Source organism: Brevibacillus brevis, assembly GCF_031583145.1.
Taxonomy (GTDB): Bacteria; Bacillota; Bacilli; order Brevibacillales; family Brevibacillaceae; genus Brevibacillus; species Brevibacillus brevis_E.
Genome location: NZ_CP134050.1, coordinates 2,535,312 through 2,551,445 on the forward strand (window position 1 = coordinate 2,535,312; position 16,134 = coordinate 2,551,445).

23 protein-coding genes are annotated in these 16,134 nt (G+C 54.8%); 18 read left to right on the top strand and 5 right to left on the bottom strand.

All coding sequences use genetic code 11. The features are described from left to right. Nucleotides 1-135: 135 nt before the first annotated feature. From RGB73_RS12615 to RGB73_RS12625, 3 genes are all read left to right on the top strand, one after another. Nucleotides 136-699 (top strand): NADPH-dependent FMN reductase, encoded by a 564-nt coding sequence (locus RGB73_RS12615; protein WP_310772486.1) that lies wholly within the window; start codon nt 136-138, stop codon nt 697-699. A 99-nt stretch (nt 700-798) separates the two neighbouring features. After that, nucleotides 799-1,227 carry a transcriptional regulator MntR gene (gene mntR / locus RGB73_RS12620; RefSeq protein ID WP_310772488.1) on the top strand — a complete coding sequence of 143 codons (429 nt, stop codon included), beginning with the start codon at nt 799-801 and terminating at the stop codon, nt 1,225-1,227. Nucleotides 1,228-1,346: 119 nt separating this feature from the next. Then, nucleotides 1,347-2,276 (top strand): patatin-like phospholipase family protein, encoded by a 930-nt coding sequence (locus RGB73_RS12625; RefSeq protein WP_310772490.1) that lies wholly within the window; start codon nt 1,347-1,349, stop codon nt 2,274-2,276. Between the two features lie 105 nt (nt 2,277-2,381). Here RGB73_RS12625 and RGB73_RS12630 read toward each other — a convergent pair whose 3' ends face one another. Then, nucleotides 2,382-2,729: a hypothetical protein gene (locus RGB73_RS12630; protein WP_310772492.1), complete on the bottom strand. Its 348-nt coding sequence runs from the start codon at nt 2,727-2,729 to the stop codon at nt 2,382-2,384. Nucleotides 2,730-2,774: 45 nt separating this feature from the next. After that, nucleotides 2,775-3,710 (bottom strand): DUF1385 domain-containing protein, encoded by a 936-nt coding sequence (locus tag RGB73_RS12635; RefSeq protein ID WP_310772494.1) that lies wholly within the window; start codon nt 3,708-3,710, stop codon nt 2,775-2,777. Nucleotides 3,711-3,851: 141 nt separating this feature from the next. On the opposite strand from RGB73_RS12635, the gene RGB73_RS12640 reads away from it, so the two are divergent. The 4 genes from RGB73_RS12640 (at nt 3,852) to efp (ending at nt 6,682) form a co-directional block, all read left to right on the top strand. After that, nucleotides 3,852-4,355, top strand: a complete 504-nt coding sequence (locus RGB73_RS12640; protein WP_310772496.1) for a YqhR family membrane protein — start codon at nt 3,852-3,854, stop codon at nt 4,353-4,355. A 178-nt stretch (nt 4,356-4,533) separates the two neighbouring features. Then, nucleotides 4,534-4,974 (top strand): type II 3-dehydroquinate dehydratase, encoded by a 441-nt coding sequence (gene aroQ, locus RGB73_RS12645; protein WP_310772498.1) that lies wholly within the window; start codon nt 4,534-4,536, stop codon nt 4,972-4,974. 38 nt (nt 4,975-5,012) lie between these two features. Beyond that, the gene (locus tag RGB73_RS12650; protein WP_310772499.1) at nt 5,013-6,083 is read left to right on the top strand and encodes a M24 family metallopeptidase; all 1,071 of its coding nucleotides are present in this window, start codon (nt 5,013-5,015) and stop codon (nt 6,081-6,083) included. 41 nt (nt 6,084-6,124) lie between these two features. After that, nucleotides 6,125-6,682 carry an elongation factor P gene (efp, locus tag RGB73_RS12655; RefSeq protein ID WP_310772501.1) on the top strand — a complete coding sequence of 186 codons (558 nt, stop codon included), beginning with the start codon at nt 6,125-6,127 and terminating at the stop codon, nt 6,680-6,682. Nucleotides 6,683-6,760: 78 nt separating this feature from the next. On the opposite strand, the gene RGB73_RS12660 is transcribed toward efp, so the two are convergent. The 3 genes from RGB73_RS12660 to comA are packed head-to-tail and all read right to left on the bottom strand — an operon-like array spanning nt 6,761 to nt 8,790. Next, nucleotides 6,761-7,222 carry a DUF441 domain-containing protein gene (locus RGB73_RS12660; protein ID WP_310774269.1) on the bottom strand — a complete coding sequence of 154 codons (462 nt, stop codon included), beginning with the start codon at nt 7,220-7,222 and terminating at the stop codon, nt 6,761-6,763. A gap of 39 nt (nt 7,223-7,261) precedes the next feature. Beyond that, complete coding sequence (locus RGB73_RS12665) at nt 7,262-7,978, bottom strand: 2-phosphosulfolactate phosphatase (RefSeq protein ID WP_310772503.1); 717 nt, start codon at nt 7,976-7,978, stop codon at nt 7,262-7,264. Next, complete coding sequence (gene comA, locus RGB73_RS12670; protein ID WP_310772505.1) at nt 7,969-8,790, bottom strand: phosphosulfolactate synthase; 822 nt, start codon at nt 8,788-8,790, stop codon at nt 7,969-7,971. Before comA ends, RGB73_RS12665 begins: the two co-directional genes overlap by 10 nt. Nucleotides 8,791-8,951: 161 nt before the next feature. Between comA and RGB73_RS12675 the strand changes: the two genes are divergently transcribed. The 11 genes from RGB73_RS12675 to accB all read left to right on the top strand — a co-directional run bounded on the left by RGB73_RS12675 (nt 8,952) and on the right by accB (nt 16,121). After that, nucleotides 8,952-9,215, top strand: a complete 264-nt coding sequence (locus RGB73_RS12675; protein WP_310772507.1) for a YqhV family protein — start codon at nt 8,952-8,954, stop codon at nt 9,213-9,215. 86 nt (nt 9,216-9,301) lie between these two features. Continuing rightward, the gene (locus RGB73_RS12680; RefSeq protein WP_310772509.1) at nt 9,302-9,802 is read left to right on the top strand and encodes a CD1247 N-terminal domain-containing protein; all 501 of its coding nucleotides are present in this window, start codon (nt 9,302-9,304) and stop codon (nt 9,800-9,802) included. Between the two features lie 221 nt (nt 9,803-10,023). Beyond that, nucleotides 10,024-10,986 (top strand): stage III sporulation protein AA, encoded by a 963-nt coding sequence (spoIIIAA, locus tag RGB73_RS12685; RefSeq protein WP_310772511.1) that lies wholly within the window; start codon nt 10,024-10,026, stop codon nt 10,984-10,986. Further along, complete coding sequence (gene spoIIIAB, locus RGB73_RS12690; protein ID WP_310772513.1) at nt 10,974-11,492, top strand: stage III sporulation protein SpoIIIAB; 519 nt, start codon at nt 10,974-10,976, stop codon at nt 11,490-11,492. The genes spoIIIAA and spoIIIAB overlap by 13 nt, the downstream gene beginning before the upstream one ends. Nucleotides 11,493-11,508: 16 nt before the next feature. Next, nucleotides 11,509-11,712, top strand: coding sequence for a stage III sporulation protein AC (gene spoIIIAC / locus RGB73_RS12695; RefSeq protein WP_310772515.1), 204 nt, complete (start codon nt 11,509-11,511; stop codon nt 11,710-11,712). Between the two features lie 14 nt (nt 11,713-11,726). Beyond that, the gene (spoIIIAD, locus tag RGB73_RS12700) at nt 11,727-12,116 is read left to right on the top strand and encodes a stage III sporulation protein AD (protein ID WP_310772517.1); all 390 of its coding nucleotides are present in this window, start codon (nt 11,727-11,729) and stop codon (nt 12,114-12,116) included. Beyond that, entirely contained in the window at nt 12,113-13,318 is a 1,206-nt protein-coding gene (spoIIIAE, locus tag RGB73_RS12705; RefSeq protein WP_310772519.1) for a stage III sporulation protein AE, read from the top strand. Before spoIIIAD ends, spoIIIAE begins: the two co-directional genes overlap by 4 nt. A gap of 9 nt (nt 13,319-13,327) precedes the next feature. After that, nucleotides 13,328-14,008, top strand: coding sequence for a stage III sporulation protein AF (gene spoIIIAF / locus RGB73_RS12710; protein WP_310772521.1), 681 nt, complete (start codon nt 13,328-13,330; stop codon nt 14,006-14,008). A 30-nt stretch (nt 14,009-14,038) separates the two neighbouring features. Next, the gene (spoIIIAG, locus tag RGB73_RS12715; protein WP_310772523.1) at nt 14,039-14,704 is read left to right on the top strand and encodes a stage III sporulation protein AG; all 666 of its coding nucleotides are present in this window, start codon (nt 14,039-14,041) and stop codon (nt 14,702-14,704) included. A gap of 13 nt (nt 14,705-14,717) precedes the next feature. Continuing rightward, complete coding sequence (locus RGB73_RS12720; protein ID WP_310772525.1) at nt 14,718-15,401, top strand: SpoIIIAH-like family protein; 684 nt, start codon at nt 14,718-14,720, stop codon at nt 15,399-15,401. A 213-nt stretch (nt 15,402-15,614) separates the two neighbouring features. After that, nucleotides 15,615-16,121: an acetyl-CoA carboxylase biotin carboxyl carrier protein gene (accB, locus tag RGB73_RS12725; protein WP_310772526.1), complete on the top strand. Its 507-nt coding sequence runs from the start codon at nt 15,615-15,617 to the stop codon at nt 16,119-16,121. The last annotated feature ends 13 nt before the right edge of the window (nt 16,122-16,134 follow it).

Here is a 16,134-nt window from a genome sequence, read left to right on the forward strand (position 1 = left end):
TCCAACTTGGTACAAGTGTATGAGAGAGAAGGGCTTGTTCAGAACAGAGGAAGATAAACAAACTTTTTTGTTTACTAAATATATTATATTGGATATAATGGTAAAAACAGCAATGAGACGAAGAGGTGGCAGAAGATGAAAATCGTAGGAATCGCCGGAAGCATGAATACCGAATCCACAACCAAGAAGGCAGTGAACATCGTACTGGAAGCTGCAAAGGCTGCGGGAGCAGAGACTCAGCTCATCCATTTGGCTGAATGGCCAATGCCTGTATACGACGACCGCGAAGACACCTCGACCTACCCGGAGGTCGTGCATCGCTTTGTTAAAACCATTTCGGAGGCGGATGGCCTGGTCATTGGCTCGCCGGAATACCACGGGACACTTACAGGCGCACTGAAAAACAGCCTGGATTTCCTGGAAGGCCGCCATTTGCGTGACAAGCAGGTAGCGATCATCGGAGTGGCGGGAGGCAGTATGGGTGCGACGAACACCGTCAATACGCTGCAACTGATCATGCGCAATCTTCACGCCTGGCCGCTCCCTGCAAGTCCGAGCATTCCGAGCGCCTACAACGCGTTTGCTGCGGACGGCAAGCTGAAGGACGAGAGGCTGCAAGCCAGACTGGAACAGTTGGGGGAACAGCTCGTCCAATACGTGGAAGCCATGAGCGTGAAATTGGAAAAACAAGTCCAGTAAGGCACGTTTCTCTTGCAAATGGTTTTCATTACGAGGTATTATATTTCTACGTGCTTTTTTCTAAGACGTCAGAAATACGGTTTGAAATGAGGGGTTCACATGCCGACGCCGAGCATGGAAGACTATTTGGAACGCATTTACAGCTTAATTGAAGAAAAGGGCTATGCTCGAGTCTCCGATATTGCTGAAGCGTTGGAAGTACATCCCTCTTCGGTTACGAAGATGGTACAAAAACTGGACAAAGACAAGTATCTCGTCTACGAGAAGTACCGTGGCCTGGTCTTGACGACGAAGGGCAAAAAGATTGGCAAGCGGCTCGTGGATCGTCATAGCCTGCTGGAGGAATTCATGCGGGTGATTGGCGTGGATGAAGAACATATCTATCAGGACGTGGAAGGGATCGAGCACCATCTAAGCTGGGAATCGATCACCTGCTTGGAATATCTCGTGCAGTATTTTCAGGCTGATCCGAACCGGATGGAAGAGCTGCGGCGCATCCGTCTGGAAGACGAACAAAAAGAAGAATAGCAAGATTCCCAAGACGCAAGCCGGCCAGGCTTGCGTTTTTCTGTGTCGTAACGGAAAAGCTGTCGCCCTATATTTGATAAGGAGGCGAAAACACAGCGCTGTCGCAGGGGGAGATAGGGATGAAAGCGGACGCAGTCTTTGAAGGTGGCGGAGTCAAGGGAATCGCTTTTATCGGAGCCTTGCAGGTGATGGAGGAGCACGGATACACATGGGAAAAGCTGGCGGGCACCTCGGCGGGCTCCATCGTGGCGGCACTGCTTTGCGCAGGGTATACGAGCCGTGAGCTCAAACCGATTTTTGAGGAACTGGACTACTTGCATTTTTTGCAGCGGAAAGGCTTGGGGCGCCTTCCCTTGATCGGTCCGTTGTTCGAGCTGATGGTGCACGAGGGAATCTTTCGCGCCGATCGGCTAGAGCTGTTCGTAGAGGGGCTCTTGCTGCGAAAGGGGATTCGCACGTTCGGAGACTTGCCCGCAGGAAAGCTCCGAATTGTCGCTTCCGATGTCACGGCAGGCAAAATGCTGGTGCTGCCGGACGATCTTCCCCAATACGACATCGTTCCGGAAGAGTTCCCCGTCGCAAGGGCGGTACGCATGTCCGCATCGATTCCATTCTTTTTCCAACCGGCCGTGCTGCGCAGCGAGAGCAAAGTACACTACATTGTGGATGGAGCCCTCCTCAGCAACTATCCCGTCTGGCTGTTTGACGTACCGGGCAAACCGCAGTGGCCGACGATCGGCTTTCGGCTGCACGACAGCCAGTCGAAGGCCGAGGAGGCGCACATTCGTGGACTGTTCTCTTTCACTCGCGGCCTGCTTGTGACGATGCTCGATGCGCATGACAGGTTCTACGTAGAAAAGGCGAATGCGGTTCGGACGATCTTTATTCATACGTTTGGAGTTCGCACCACGCAGTTTCAGATGCCGCTCGAACTGCGCCAGCGATTGTTCACATCCGGTGAAGAGTCTGCCAGACGTTTTCTGGCCACATGGAATTTCGACGAGTATGTCAAAGTGTTTCGCACGACCTCACCCAAATATCTCGTCTGATCGTTCCCAAAACGCAAAACAGGCAGCCGTCGAATGGCCGCCTGTTTTTTTGTACGATTGGAACGGTTGGCTTCGCAGGGGGTTGCCCTGGCATCGCCGGCTGTATCAATTGGACATGTTGTTGTGCGAGTTTTGCTCGTCTTGCTTTTGCTTGGACTTGCCTTTGCTGCCGTCAATGACTCGGAAGGGATGATTTTTTCGGGGCTGGTTTTGCTTTTTGACCGTCTGTCGCAGGGCAGGCGGCTTTGCCTTTGGCGTTTTCGGCTTACGAGGCCCGCCGCTTCGCGGAAAGAAAGCGCCTGTCCGCAAATAGTTCCGCACCACCATAAAAAGCCCGACAGACAGTCCCAAAATAATCAGCGTATTCACAGGGTCTTTGAGAAACGTCAGCAGAAAACCGTAAATCGCTAGCAAAAACACAATCAAAATCACTGGCGGAATGCGGCGTAACATAGGGCCTCACCTCTATGGGATTCAAAAATGCCTCACGTTATCACGTTATCCTGTCGTTACCATTCTTTCTTGTGCCTGTCTTTGGTCCAGCTCCCGCATTTTCTGGAAAGAGGCGATCGCTACTTCGACCTGGTGGTCTTCCGGCTCGCGGGTCGTGATTTTTTGCAGCCACAGTCCAGGATAGCCCAGGAAGCGCAGCACCGGGGTGTCGCGCAGCTTGTTCGTAAACTGCAGCACCTCGTAAGAGACGCCCATCACGACCGGGAGAAGGACGATGCGTTGCACCACTCTCTCGAGAAGAGAGTCGTACGGAAACAGGGAGTAGATGACGACGCCGACGAACACCGTGAAAATGAGAAAACTGCTACCGCACCGATAGTGCAGGGTGGAAAATTTTTGCACATTTTCTACTGTCAATTCTACCCCGGATTCAAACGCATTAATCACTTTATGTTCAGCTCCGTGATACTGAAAGAGCCTTTTAATGATAGGAGCTTTGGCGATTGCGGTGATGTAGCCGAGCAAGAGGATGATCTTGAATCCGCCCTCTGCCAGCGTCTGCGGCACCCCGTCCGGCACCCATTTTCCCAGCAGGAATTCCGCGAGAAAGACGGGAACGAGCGTAAACACGAATTTGCCGAACAAGAAGGACAAGACGCCTACGAGAGCGACACCGAGGACCATCGTCAGTCTGGAAGGGCTCTCGGACACTCCTTCTCCCGACTCCATATTGTATCTCTCTGAAGCGAAGTTGAGATGTTTGGCTCCATTTGCGCTTGCTTCGATCAGCCCGACGATCCCTCTCAGAAACGGAATTTTTTTCAAGGGAGTAATCCATTTATATTCCGTACGGGGGGCTTCAAAATACTCGATTTCCTGATTTTTTTTGCGAACGGCTGTTACGGTCATCGTTTTGCCGCCGAACATGACGCCCTCGATGACGGCCTGACCACCGTAATTGGGTACGATTTGTTGCGCCAACTTGAATCACCATCCTTACTCCCTATATTAACGGAAATAAGGACGCGAGGCTACAAGCAGTTCACAGTCGGGCGAACAAATGTCAACAATTAGTGAAAAGCGGATGCAAAGCGCATACTACCAACACGGAGGTGATCGATTGTGGAAGTGACCAAAAGGCGAAGAGGGATACGAGGATTCAGGGCGAGACAGCGTGACCTTGAGCAGAACGAGGTGCGGCAATCGAGCGGTCCAACGTCCCTGAAAAAGTGGCTGGAGCTCGCATGGTGGGGGACGGTCATTTGGGGAGTGATCCGCTTGGCGGCGCATTTTCTCAATCTTACGCCGTACGGTTTAGGAGCTTTCGCACGTCCCATTCTGGATGGCGTGGACGAGAATACGGCAGCTGCCGTGGGGCTGGGCGCGATGTTTCTGTTTGTGGAGACGCTGCTGGCCACGGCTCTGTTCGCGGTCTTGTTCCAGAGGGTGAGAATCTGGTGGAGCGGACTGGCGTACGGCGTCGCCATGCTGGCTGTGGCAGGATTTTTCTTTCGGATCGGGAATTGGGAGGTGTCGACCTTGAGCACGGAGGCTGCCTGGTACGTGTCCTTTGGGCTGTTCGTCGGGATGACGCTGACGCTCGAGCGATCGGACGACCAAGAGTGAATAGCGGGTGAGCCAGACGCTCTGGATGGCTGCGCCCATCCTTGCTGCGAGCTGCGCGAATGTTGGCAATCTTACGCGAGATCTCTGGTTGAACTCTGTATGGCTTATGGTAAAATGTTTCATTAGTATGAACCGTTAAAAAAACCTTGATCGATGATTTTCAGGGAGGGAAGAACGAATGGCTTCCATTCTGTTGCTGAATGGTCCCAACCTCAATTTGCTGGGGACGCGGGAGCCCGGAGTATACGGAAGCGAGACGCTCGAAGACTTGGTCGGAAAACTGAGCAATGTGATGGCCGAGCTGGGCGGCAAGCTGGAGCATCTCCAATCCAATCACGAGGGTGATCTGATCGACGCGATTCACAGGGCAAAGGGTGTGCACGACGGGATCCTGATCAATCCAGGGGCGTTTACACACTACAGCTACGCGCTGCGCGATGCGTTTTCCAGCGTGGCATTGCCCACCATCGAAGTACATATCTCCAATATCCATGCACGCGAAGAGTTTCGCCATCATTCTGTCATCGCCCCGGTCGTCATCGGCCAAGTAGTCGGACTCGGGATGGACGGCTATGAGTGGGCGCTCCGGGCGCTCGTGCGCAAAATCGGGAAAAAGTAAGGCGGCAAAATCAAGGGGAAAATAGGGAGGTTGCAGTCATGAAACAGCGTTTGGACAAATTGCGCGAAGCTTTGGCAAGCCTGGGTGCGGATGCACTGATTACGGAGAAAGCAGAGAACCGGTTTTACCTCAGCGGATTTACAGGCTCCACCGGCTGGGTGGTCGTCACCGAAAAAGAGGCGTTCCTCGTCACCGATTTCCGCTATGTCGAACAAGCGACAGAGCAGGCTCCCGATTTTACCGTGGTGAACAATGAGCGCAAAGCCGTCGAGGCGATCGCAAAGCTGCTCGGAGAAAAAGGGGTCAAAAGGCTGGCATTCGAAAGCTCCGTCTCTTTCCAGACGTATCAAGAATGGAGCAGAGCCTTCGATGGTGTTGAACTGATCGCGACCAGCGGCCTGCTGGAAAAGATCCGTATGATCAAAGACGAGTCTGAGATGGCCATCATTCGCGAAGCGGTGCGAATTGCAGAAGCGGGTTTTGCGCATATTCAAGGATATATCAAGCCGGGCGTGCGTGAAGAAGACGTGGCACTGGAGCTGGAGTTCTTCATGCGCAAGCAAGGAGCGACCGGCTCGGCCTTTGATATGATCGTCGCTTCCGGCCCGCGCGGAGCGTTGCCGCATGGCCGCGCAAGCGAAAAAGTGATACAGGCAGGCGAAATGGTGACGCTGGATTTCGGAGCGGCATACAAAGGGTACAACTCGGATATTACACGAACTTTGGCTGTCGGGGAACCGAGCCCGAAAATGAAGGAAATCTACGACATCGTCCTGCGGGCGCACTACGCCGGGGTTGAGGCACTGAAACCAGGAGTCACGGCGAAGGCTGCCGATGCGGCTACGCGCGATCTCATCGCTGCTGCCGGCTACGGGGACTGCTATGGCCATAGCGCGGGACACGGCCTTGGTCTGGAAGTTCACGAGATCCCTGGGCTGTCCACTGTGAGCACTTTTGTGCTAGAGCCGGGAATGCTAGTCACGATGGAGCCTGGCATCTACGTCAGCGGTTTGGGTGGCGTTCGGATCGAAGACGACGTGCTGATCACAGCAGACGGCCACGAGGTCCTGAACAAGTCCACGAAAGAGTTGATCATTTTGCCGGTGTAATTTATACTATTTCTGTTATCGATTGATTTGGGAGGACTATCATGATCTCTGTGAACGATTTTCGGACAGGTTTGACGATCGAAGTGGACGGCAACATTTACACGGTACTTGAGTTTCAACACGTGAAACCAGGAAAAGGTGCGGCGTTCGTTCGCTCCAAACTGCGCAACCTGCGCAACGGAAATACCACTGAAATGACCTTCCGCGGCGGTGAGAAAGTAAACCCTGCGCGGATCGAGACCAGCACCATGCAATACCTGTACGCTAGCGGCGATGATTACACCTTCATGAATACCGAAACGTATGAGCAAATGACGTTCACCCGCAGCCAAATCGAGCGGGAACTGCGTTTCCTCAAGGAAAACATGAATGTGCAAATCATGCAGTACAACGGAGAAACCATCGGGATTCAGCTGCCAAACACAGTTGAACTCGTGGTAACCGAGTGCGAGCCAGGTGTGAAAGGCGACACCGCTTCCAACGTAACCAAAAAAGCAACGTTGGAAACCGGCTTTGTGGTAAACGTACCGCTCTTCGTAGAAGAAGGCGAGCGTTTGATCATCGATACTCGTACGGAAGCATACGTTTCCCGCGCGTAACCGCAATTGTTGTCCGCTTTGACCGTATAAAAAAGGCAGTGCCCGATAAACAGGGTGCTGCCTTTTTGCATGTGGTCGTCAGCGGCCGCCCAGCCACTCCCACAGTTTGAGTACGAATGCCGTGATTCCGGCCGCCATGAGCGGCCCGACCGGAATGCCGCGCAAGAAGACGATGCCGATGATCGATCCGAGCACCAAGCCCACGATCATGTGCGGTTCGGTTCGCAGCAAATCAAGGCCTTTGCCGTTCATCCACGTGGCGAGGGCGCCGCCGGCCAGCGCAGTCAAGCCGACAACGGTCGTAAAGAGAGGAGTCACGTCTTTCCACGAAATCTTCTCGCTGGCGAACGGGACGAGGACGGAGATGGTCAAAAACAGCAGTCCCAGCTCAAGTCCTCGTCTCTCCACCGTGGGGAAAAACCGCTCCAGCGCCGTCAGCTTGAGCACCAGCAGGATGCTTGCGGCAGTGGCGATGATCGGTGAACGGCCGATTAACCCTATGACGATCAGGATAACGAGCATCACTTCTCCAGACATCATTGGCATCTTCAAAACTCCTGTCCCTGTTCTCTTCTCACTTTATGAGACAAGGTGTGGGAGTATGCGTTTCTCCTTGACGTACGGAACGATGCGATACCGATCGATCTGGGCACAGTAGCGGACATCGTCCTCGAAGTGGTACTGCATGAGACGTTTTCCCGTCGTCGTATGTGGCATCAGCTCGCCTACTCGGCCCGCGAAGTAAAGATAGCTCGCTTTCAAGGCTTCCCCCAAGTCACAGGCGTGAAAATGAGGGGATTTTTGCTGCGCCGACGCGATCATCAGCCCGGCGGCGAGGCCGTCCTCCAGGGCGAATTCCGACCTCGTGCCTGCACAGTACAGCGTGATGTCCAAATTGTAGGTCAAGGCGTGGGTAATGCAGGCCGTCGCATTGAGAAAGCAGCCGATCAACAGGGAGTGGGCGCGCTCGGCCTTCTGAATCGCCCGGGTCCCGTTGGTCGTGGTCAAAATGAGCTGCTTGCCTGTCTTGCTGCGTGCGGCGATCTCCGTGGGTGAATTGTTGCAATCAAAGTCGGGTATTTTGCGACAATGCCTTTCGCCAGCCAGTATGCAGTCGGCGGCCCGCAGAGAATTCGCTTGACCAATCGTCTCGACGGGAACGACGGACAAAAATCCGCTGCCGAGAGCTGTCACGATCGTGCTGGAAGCCCGTAGGACATCGATGACAATCACGACATGGTTGCTGATTTGATCAAACCGGATTTCCTCCACAGTCGGCACTACCTCTATTCGCACCCCGACAACCTCCCCGCGTCCATGATCGCGGCCGTATCGCCCCGCAAGCCCCGGCGCAGCGTCTCGACGGACAGGACGTCCGTGTAGCTGATGTTTCCCAGGTTTACGTCGCTGCCGAGGGTGCAGATCAGGCTGACTTGCTGTTCCTTTTGCGGCGCTTCCCAAATGAGCCTGCTCGCCTGTTCGCCTGCCGCGCTGGCGATCTCCCGGACGAATCCGCAGTCCGCACAGCCATTCTTGTCAAAAATCCCAACCGTGCCGCTTTCGCGTGCCTCGACGATGACATGGCTGGCTCCTGCCGCCAGATCCGCCTGCAGCGTCTCCAGCAGCTCATCGAGTTCTGTACGGTAATCCGCCGCTTTCTTTCCCACCTCGGTATAGACGATCAAGCCCGCATCGACACCAGCGGCAATCGCTTCCCGCCGCTCTTTGCGGCTCAGCGGAAAAGTGCCGTCGGATATTTCCACGGCGTTGAACCCGGCTGCTTTGATCGAGTTCATGTAGGCCGTGGCCGAGGATTGGCGCAGGGCAATTTCAAAAAACGTTCCGCCGGGCATGATGTGCAGCCCGTGCTGGACGGCGAGTGTCAGTTTATGCCTCAGGAGTTCGTTTGAATAGAGCGCTGCCGTGCCAAAACCTAATTTGTATATGTCGAAATAAGAAGCCGCCAATTCCAGCAAATCGCGATAGGCGCCAAGTCCGACGCCTTTGTCGATGACCATGGTGAGTCCCTTGGTTCGCGGCTTTTCTCTGAGTTGCCCGGACGGGTTGACCCAACCCGCGGGCAAGGAGGGATGGTCGCAATCTAGCATAGGCTGTTTCCTCATTTCTTCTGGGCGTATGGTGCAGTGTATGCCCAGACCCGTGCATGAGTGAAGGGCATCGCCCGCAGATGGGCGGAGGGCGGCTGTCCAAAGAAGTGCTGAAACGGTGGGGTACAGGCATAGAGTGGCAAAGAGGGGGGACGAGGCGTATGTGGGAAAAAGCAATTTTGGGAATGGCTGTGCTGAGAATGCTATCAGGCAGTGTGGAAATACTGGCTGCCCTGTTGATTTTGAAAGTAAACGAAGTGGAAAAGGCCCTCTTGATCAATTCCGGTCTGGCAATTGTAGGGCCCATCATCTTGATCTCCACCACGACTATCGGCCTGCTAGGCATCTCGGACCGTGTCAGCTTTGCCAAAATCGCCTGGATTTTGGTCGGGATCACCTGCATTTTGATCGGCGTCCGCAAATGATTCTCTGGAGATTCCTTCCACTGTTACCATCGCCCGCTTTTGGGAAGGTTATAGAAAGGAATCGGACATTAAAGGAGGGGATTGATTTGCTGGAGACGCTGACAGGGCGAATTTCCTACTTGCGCGGCCTGGCTGATGGGCTGGATGTAGGGGAGAAGAGCCCTGAGGGAAAATTGCTGGCAGAGATTGTTGGGGTGCTCGATGAAATACAGGCCCAGTTTCGTGAGCTGCATGCCCGCATCGAAGAGACCGAGGATTACGTCGAGGCGATCGACGAGGATCTGGAGGATGTGGAACTGTTTCTGTTCGAAAGCGAAGATGAGCTGTACGAGACCGTCGAGGATTGCGCTGACGACGAAGCGGACGAGTACGTCACTTACTACGATCTGGATGACGACGAGGATGCCCGCGTCTACGAATCCTTGGATGACGACCATCTGGAGTCAAGCTATGAATTCGCGTGCCCGTCGTGTCACGAAATGCTGTTTTTGCAGGAAGGCACGGATGCGGACGGCTACTATCATTTCGTCGTGGAGCCGTATCATCCCCCGGGTCAGGAAGATATCCAACCCATCAACCCAACCTGATCATTCAATCGCGTACAAGCCCGCTCCCAGGACAGAGAACTGGGGAGCGGGCTTTTTCTTGGCCGAAGAGTGGTGAGACGAGTACACAGGCTGCCGCTGATCGGATGTCGTCTCTTGGTTTTCTTAGCATAAATCTCGTCCAGCGCTGCATAGGATGGAGGTAAGTCAATGTGGACAAAGGCTGGATGAAGATCCGGCCCTAGAAGAGGAGGGTACCAGCTGTGAGAGAGATCATGGCGATCTTGCCGGCTTCCGTACGAAGCATTCTGACCGCCCTTCCCTCCGCGGTCCGAGAGCATTTGGAGGAAATACGGCTACGGCAAAATCAGCCGCTGGAGATACGTTACGGCCAAAAATCCAGTTACGTGACGCCGAGCGGCCAGCTTACTTCCATCGCCAGGCAAGGCTGGCTGTTTACCGAGGAGCATGCAGTGAAGCTCCTAAGTCTGGTCAGCCAGCACTCCCTGTATACGCTGGAGGAAGAGCTCAAGCGAGGGTATATCACGGTAGTCGGCGGGCACCGGATTGGCATCGCAGGCAAGGTTGTTTTGGACCGGGGAGAAGTGCGGGGGATCCGGGATGTGACCAGCTTCAATATCCGTATCGCCCGCGAGAAAAAAGGGGCCGCACTCAAAGTGATGCCATTTCTATTCGAAGGCGAAAAGCTGCACAACACGCTGATCATATCGCCGCCGCAATGCGGAAAAACGACCCTTCTCCGGGACATGGCGCGAACGATCAGCTACGGGAGCGAATGGTCCTCCAGCCGCAAGGTAGGGATTGTGGACGAGCGTTCGGAGCTGGCCGGATGCCTCCAGGGCGTTCCGCAGCGCGACGTCGGTCCGCGTACAGACGTGCTGGATGCTTGTCCCAAGGCCGCCGGAATGATGATGCTCATTCGCTCCATGTCTCCTGATGTGCTGATCGTGGACGAGGTAGGGCGTCAGGAAGACGGAGATGCGGTCTGGGAGGCTATCCATGCCGGAGTTGCCGTCATTTGTTCGGCGCACGGGGCTGATGTGAGGGAAGTGGCGCAGCGCCCGATGCTCGGCAAGCTGATCCAGCATGGCGCGTTTTCGCGGTACATCGTGCTCAGCCGGGCAAATGGCGTAGGGACGATCGAGGCGGTATACGACCAACAGATGAACCCGATGGAAAAGGAGAGGGTCGCATGGTCAAGCTGATTGGCGCGGTGCTCATCCTCTTTTCCGCCTCCATGGTGGGCTGGCAGATCGGCCGGTATTACGCATATCGCCCCATTCAACTGAGGGCCTTGCTCGTCGCTCTGCAAATGCTGGAGACGGAAATCGTGTACGGACTCACTCCGTTGCATCGGGCTTTCGTCAAAGTCGGCCACAGAGTGACGGAAGACGTCGGGAAAGTGTTCATCCTGGCTGCGGAATTGCTGGTGACGGAAAAGGCTCAATCGGCGGAAGATTCTCTTCGGCAGGCCATGAGCCGCCACTGGCCGCAAACGGCGCTTCGCAAACAGGAGGGCGATGTGCTGACGAGCCTGGGGCAAGTCCTCGGTTCCTCCGACCGGGAAGACCAGCAAAAGCATTTGCGCTTGGCCGTCACACACCTGCGGGGATTGGAAGAAGAAGCGCGCGCGGAGCAGGCGAAATACGAAAAAATGTACAAGAGTCTGGGCTTTCTGGGAGGACTCCTGGTCGTCATCCTGATGTTCTAAAGGCGAGGTGTTCACAATGGATTTTGATTTGACACCTGTTTTCCAGATCGGGGCGGTAGGATTTATCACAGCCATCCTGCATGCGATCCTCAAGCAGGCCGGCAAGGAAGACATCGCACACTGGGCTACGCTGGTCGGGTTCATTATCGTGCTGTACATGGTGTCCCACTACATCGGCGACCTGTTTTCCGAGGTGAAACGAGTCTTCCTGTTCAATTGAGGGGGGAAGGCCAAATGGAAATCGTACAAATCGTCGGACTCGGGCTGGTGGCGACGATCCTCGCGCTGGTCATCAAAGAACAAAAGCCGATGTTTGCCTTTTTGCTGGCAATCGCAAGCGGGGTCATCATCTTTTACTTTCTGGTCGGCAAAATTGCCGAAGTGATCCGCATTCTTGAACGGCTGGCTGTCCAGGCTGACCTGAACCTCGTGTTTCTGGAGACAATACTCAAAATTATCGGAATTGCGTACATTGCCGAATTCGGCGCCCAAATGACCAGAGATGCAGGACAAGGTGCCATCGCTTCCAAAATCGAGCTGGCGGGCAAAGTCCTCATTCTGGTCATGGCGGTGCCGATCATCCAGATCATCATCGAAACAGTGATCAACTTGTTGCCTGCATGAGGGGAGGCAGGGTGTCCGTGGGACGTACAGGCAAATTCTGGGTTCTGTTTCTCTTGCTTCTGCTCCTGCCGATGGGAGCCGTATCCGCCGCCGGGCCACCCGCTTCCGGACCGATCAATCAAATGGTCCAGCAGCAGGTCGATCATCTGCAGCTGGACCGTGTCGAGCAGTACTGGCAGCAGCTGCAGCGGGAGTACAAAGGCTATCTGCCGGATCTCAAGTCGCCGGGTTTTGTGCAGCTTCTGATGCAGCAGGACGACTTCAGCGTTGCCAGTGTACTCAAAGGGATGGGCAAGTTCGTCTTCCACGAAATTTTGATGAACGGCAAGCTGCTCAGCTCCATCATCATCATCACCGTGTTCGCCATGATTTTGGAAACGATGCAGAACGCCTTCGAGCGCAACGCCGTGTCGACCGTCGCCTACTCGATCGCCTACCTGGTGCTGATGGTTCTCGCGATCAACAGCTTTCACGTCGCCATCACCTACGCCAAGGACGCGATCGCGGACATGTCCGATTTCATGCTGGCGATGATTCCGCTCGTCATCGCGCTCCTGGCTTCCATGGGCAATCTGGCGACGGCGACTATGTTTCATCCGCTGATCATCTTCATGATCAATATCAGCGGGATGATGATTTCCTACGTCGTGTTCCCGCTGCTCTTCCTGTCGGCGATGCTGTCGATCGTCAGCCTGTTTTCTGAAAGGTACAAGGTTACGCAGCTGGCGACGCTTTTGCGAAACATCGCGATGGGGGTTCTTGGTTCGTTCCTGACGATTTTTCTGGCCGTGATCTCCATTCAGGGAGCGACATCGGCAGTGACAGACGGGGTGACCCTGCGGACCGCCAAGTACATCACGGGCAACTTCATACCGATCGTCGGTCGCGTATTCTCCGATGCCGCCGATACGGTCCTGAATGCGTCGCTTCTTGTCAAAAATGCTGTGGGACTGGCTGGGGTGCTGATTCTGATCATCCTGTGCGCCTTCCCGGCCTTGAAGATACTGGTGCTGGCACTGATCTACAACCTGTCATCCGCCGTACTCCAGCCACTGGGCAACAGCCCGATCATCAGCGCACTGGGTACCATCGGCAAAAGCCTCCTGTTCGTGTTCGCCGCGCTGGCAACTGTGGGGCTGATGTTCTTTCTGGCGATTACGATCATCATCGCGGCGGGCAACATCTCCATGATGGTTCGGTAGGTGAACGATATGACCTGGCTTACGCTATGGCTGAAAAAAATCATCCTGCTCGTGCTGCTGGCCGCCTTTCTCGACCTGATCCTGCCGAACACGACCCTGCAGCGCTACGTCAAAATGGTGATGGGGCTCATCCTTTTGCTCACGATCATCTCGCCGGTATTCTCCCTGTTTAGCCTCTCTCAGGATGATCTGGCGCTGCGGCTTGATCGTTATCAGCAGGAGCTTGACAAGCAGCCCGACGCGGACTGGAAGCGCGTCACCGACAAGCTGCTGGGCGAGCAGAATGAACAGGTGACCGACTACGTCCGCACACAGGTGGAAGCGGCGGTGAAGGCAAAGGTGAAGGAGGAGTACGGACTGGAAGTGCAGCGTGTCCAGATTCAGGTGAACAACCAGAATCCTCAGCAGCCGGCAATCGCCAAAATCGAGCTTCAGGTAGGAGAAGCCGTACCGGACAGGCAGCAAAAGCAGGGGGCCGGCAGTCCGATTCAGCCCATCCAGCCGGTGGAGCCCGTCTCCATACAGATCGGTCGGACGGGAGGGAGCGATTCGAAAGCAGACATCGAAGCGGCTTCGCGGCAAGAAAATCCGACTTACGCGAAGATCGCTGACGATATTGCAAAGCAATGGGGACTCTCGGGAGATCAGGTGATCGTGACGGGCGAGTCTCCTTCCAAAGAAAAACAGTAAGAAAGCGTCCGGGAAAGCGAGGTGAGAGAGATGCTGGAAAAGCTGAAGAAGCTGTGGGAAGGAAGCAGCGGGAACAAAAAACTGAAGCCGATCCACTACCTGATCGTCGTGCTGGGGATTGGGATTGCGGCGATGATCTTGACAGATTTCCTCCGTGTCGAAAAAGACACGCCGCTCGGGTTGGGCAGCGGGGGAGCTCCTCCAGCCGAAAACGGAGGTGGAGGATGGTTCGGCAGTGGAGCTGCGAGCGATTCCGCAGCCCCCGCGATGGGCGGCTCACCTGCACCGGACATCATCGCCGAATATGAAAACCTCTATGAGACGCAGCTTCGTGATATTTTGGCGAGCGTCGTGGGTGTCGGGGATGTCGAGGTAATGGTCAATCTGGAGTCGACTCCGGAGCTGGTCATGGCCAAAAACAACAACAACCGCACATCTACGAATCAGGAGGTGGACAAAGACAGGGCGACTCGCAACCAGAACGACCAGTCCAAGGATGAAGAGGTCGTCATTGTACAAGGCGGCAAGCAGGATACGCCAGTCATAGTCAAAACGTTGAAGCCGCGAGTCAGAGGGGTCCTCGTAGTCGCGAAGGGCGCCGACAACATCCAGGTCAAGGCGTGGATCACCGAAGCCGTGCAAAAGGTGCTCGATGTTCCCGCCTACAAGATATCCATTTTGCCCAAAAAAGGGTAGGAGGTAATGCCAAATGATTCTGCGCAAGCAAACAGTATGGTTGTTGACGATGCTGGCAGTGATGGTGGTGCTGTCCGGGTACTATCTGGTGAAAGGTCCCCAAGACCAGGTGCCCACGTCGGGGCAGGAGCAGGCTGTTCAAAAGCAGGAGCAAGACCAGCTTTCCGATGTCATCGTCGAATCCAGGCAAGTGGACCAGCCGTCTGGAGCCGCTCCAGTCAGCGGGAAGAAGGAAGGCCAGACAGCGGCCGGGCAGCCGTCCGAGCAGCAGAAAGCCAATTCCCAGGACACGCCGGCTCCAACGCAAACGGTGGGCAATGCGGTATCGCCAGTAGCCGAGACCGCGAGCGAGATCTTCCAAGGTTACAAAATGAAGCGGGAAGCACAGCTGCAACAGCAAAAAGACGAGCAGCTGGCGATTATCAGCAACACGGACTCCTCCGCCCAAGCTATTGCTGATGCGCGGACGAAATACGAGCAGCTGTCCAACCAGGAAACCGCCACGACGAATATCGAGGAGATGCTCAAGGCAAACGGCTATCAGGACGCAGTCGTCTACATCAATAATGACAAAGTGACGGTCATCGTCCAAAAAGACAAATTGAGCGCCAACGAAGCGGTGGATATCATCGCGCAAGTCAAGCAGCAGCTGAACGTTCCGGCTACGAACGTGACGGTTCAGTACAAGGCGACGTAATCCTTTTTCGACCTGGAAGGAAGGAAATTGACGTTATAAGGAATGGGAGAAACGGGCAAGATGGTAAGGATTTTCTCGCTTCTGCGAACAGGGAGGCGGGGAAATCCTTTCTTGACGTGGTCTAGGCAACAGGCTACCATGGATTTATGCTTCGCTCTTGATACATAGTCAGCTATCCGGGAACATCTCAAAGAAACGAAGGAGTGCTCATTCGTGTTAAAAATTCATGAAATCCGAGAAATTATTAAACTGATTGATCAATCTTCCATTAATGAATTCAAGCTGGAGACGGAAGGCGCGAAAGTCACGCTTCGGAAGTCTACCGGCACCGAAACCGTAGTAGTATCCCAACCTGTTGTACAGGCTCCTGCTGCGCCTGTAGCCGTTGCTCCAGTGGCCGCAGCGCCGGCAGCAGCGCCGGCTCCTGCAGCGGCAGCCCCGGCCACCGCTCCGGCAGCCCCTGCAGCAGAGGAAGCCAATTTGCACAAGATCGTCTCCCCGATGGTGGGAACGTTCTACAGTGCACCGGAACCGGGCAAGCCTCCATACGTACAAGCAGGAGACAAAGTCAACCCGAACAAGGTCGTATGTATCGTGGAAGCGATGAAGCTGTTCAACGAGATCGAAGCAGAAGTCAACGGCGAGATCGTAAAAGTGCTGGTCGAGGACGGTCAGTTGGTGGAATACGGTCAACCGTTGTTTTTGGTGAAGCCAGAATAAGGTGGGGGAGAGC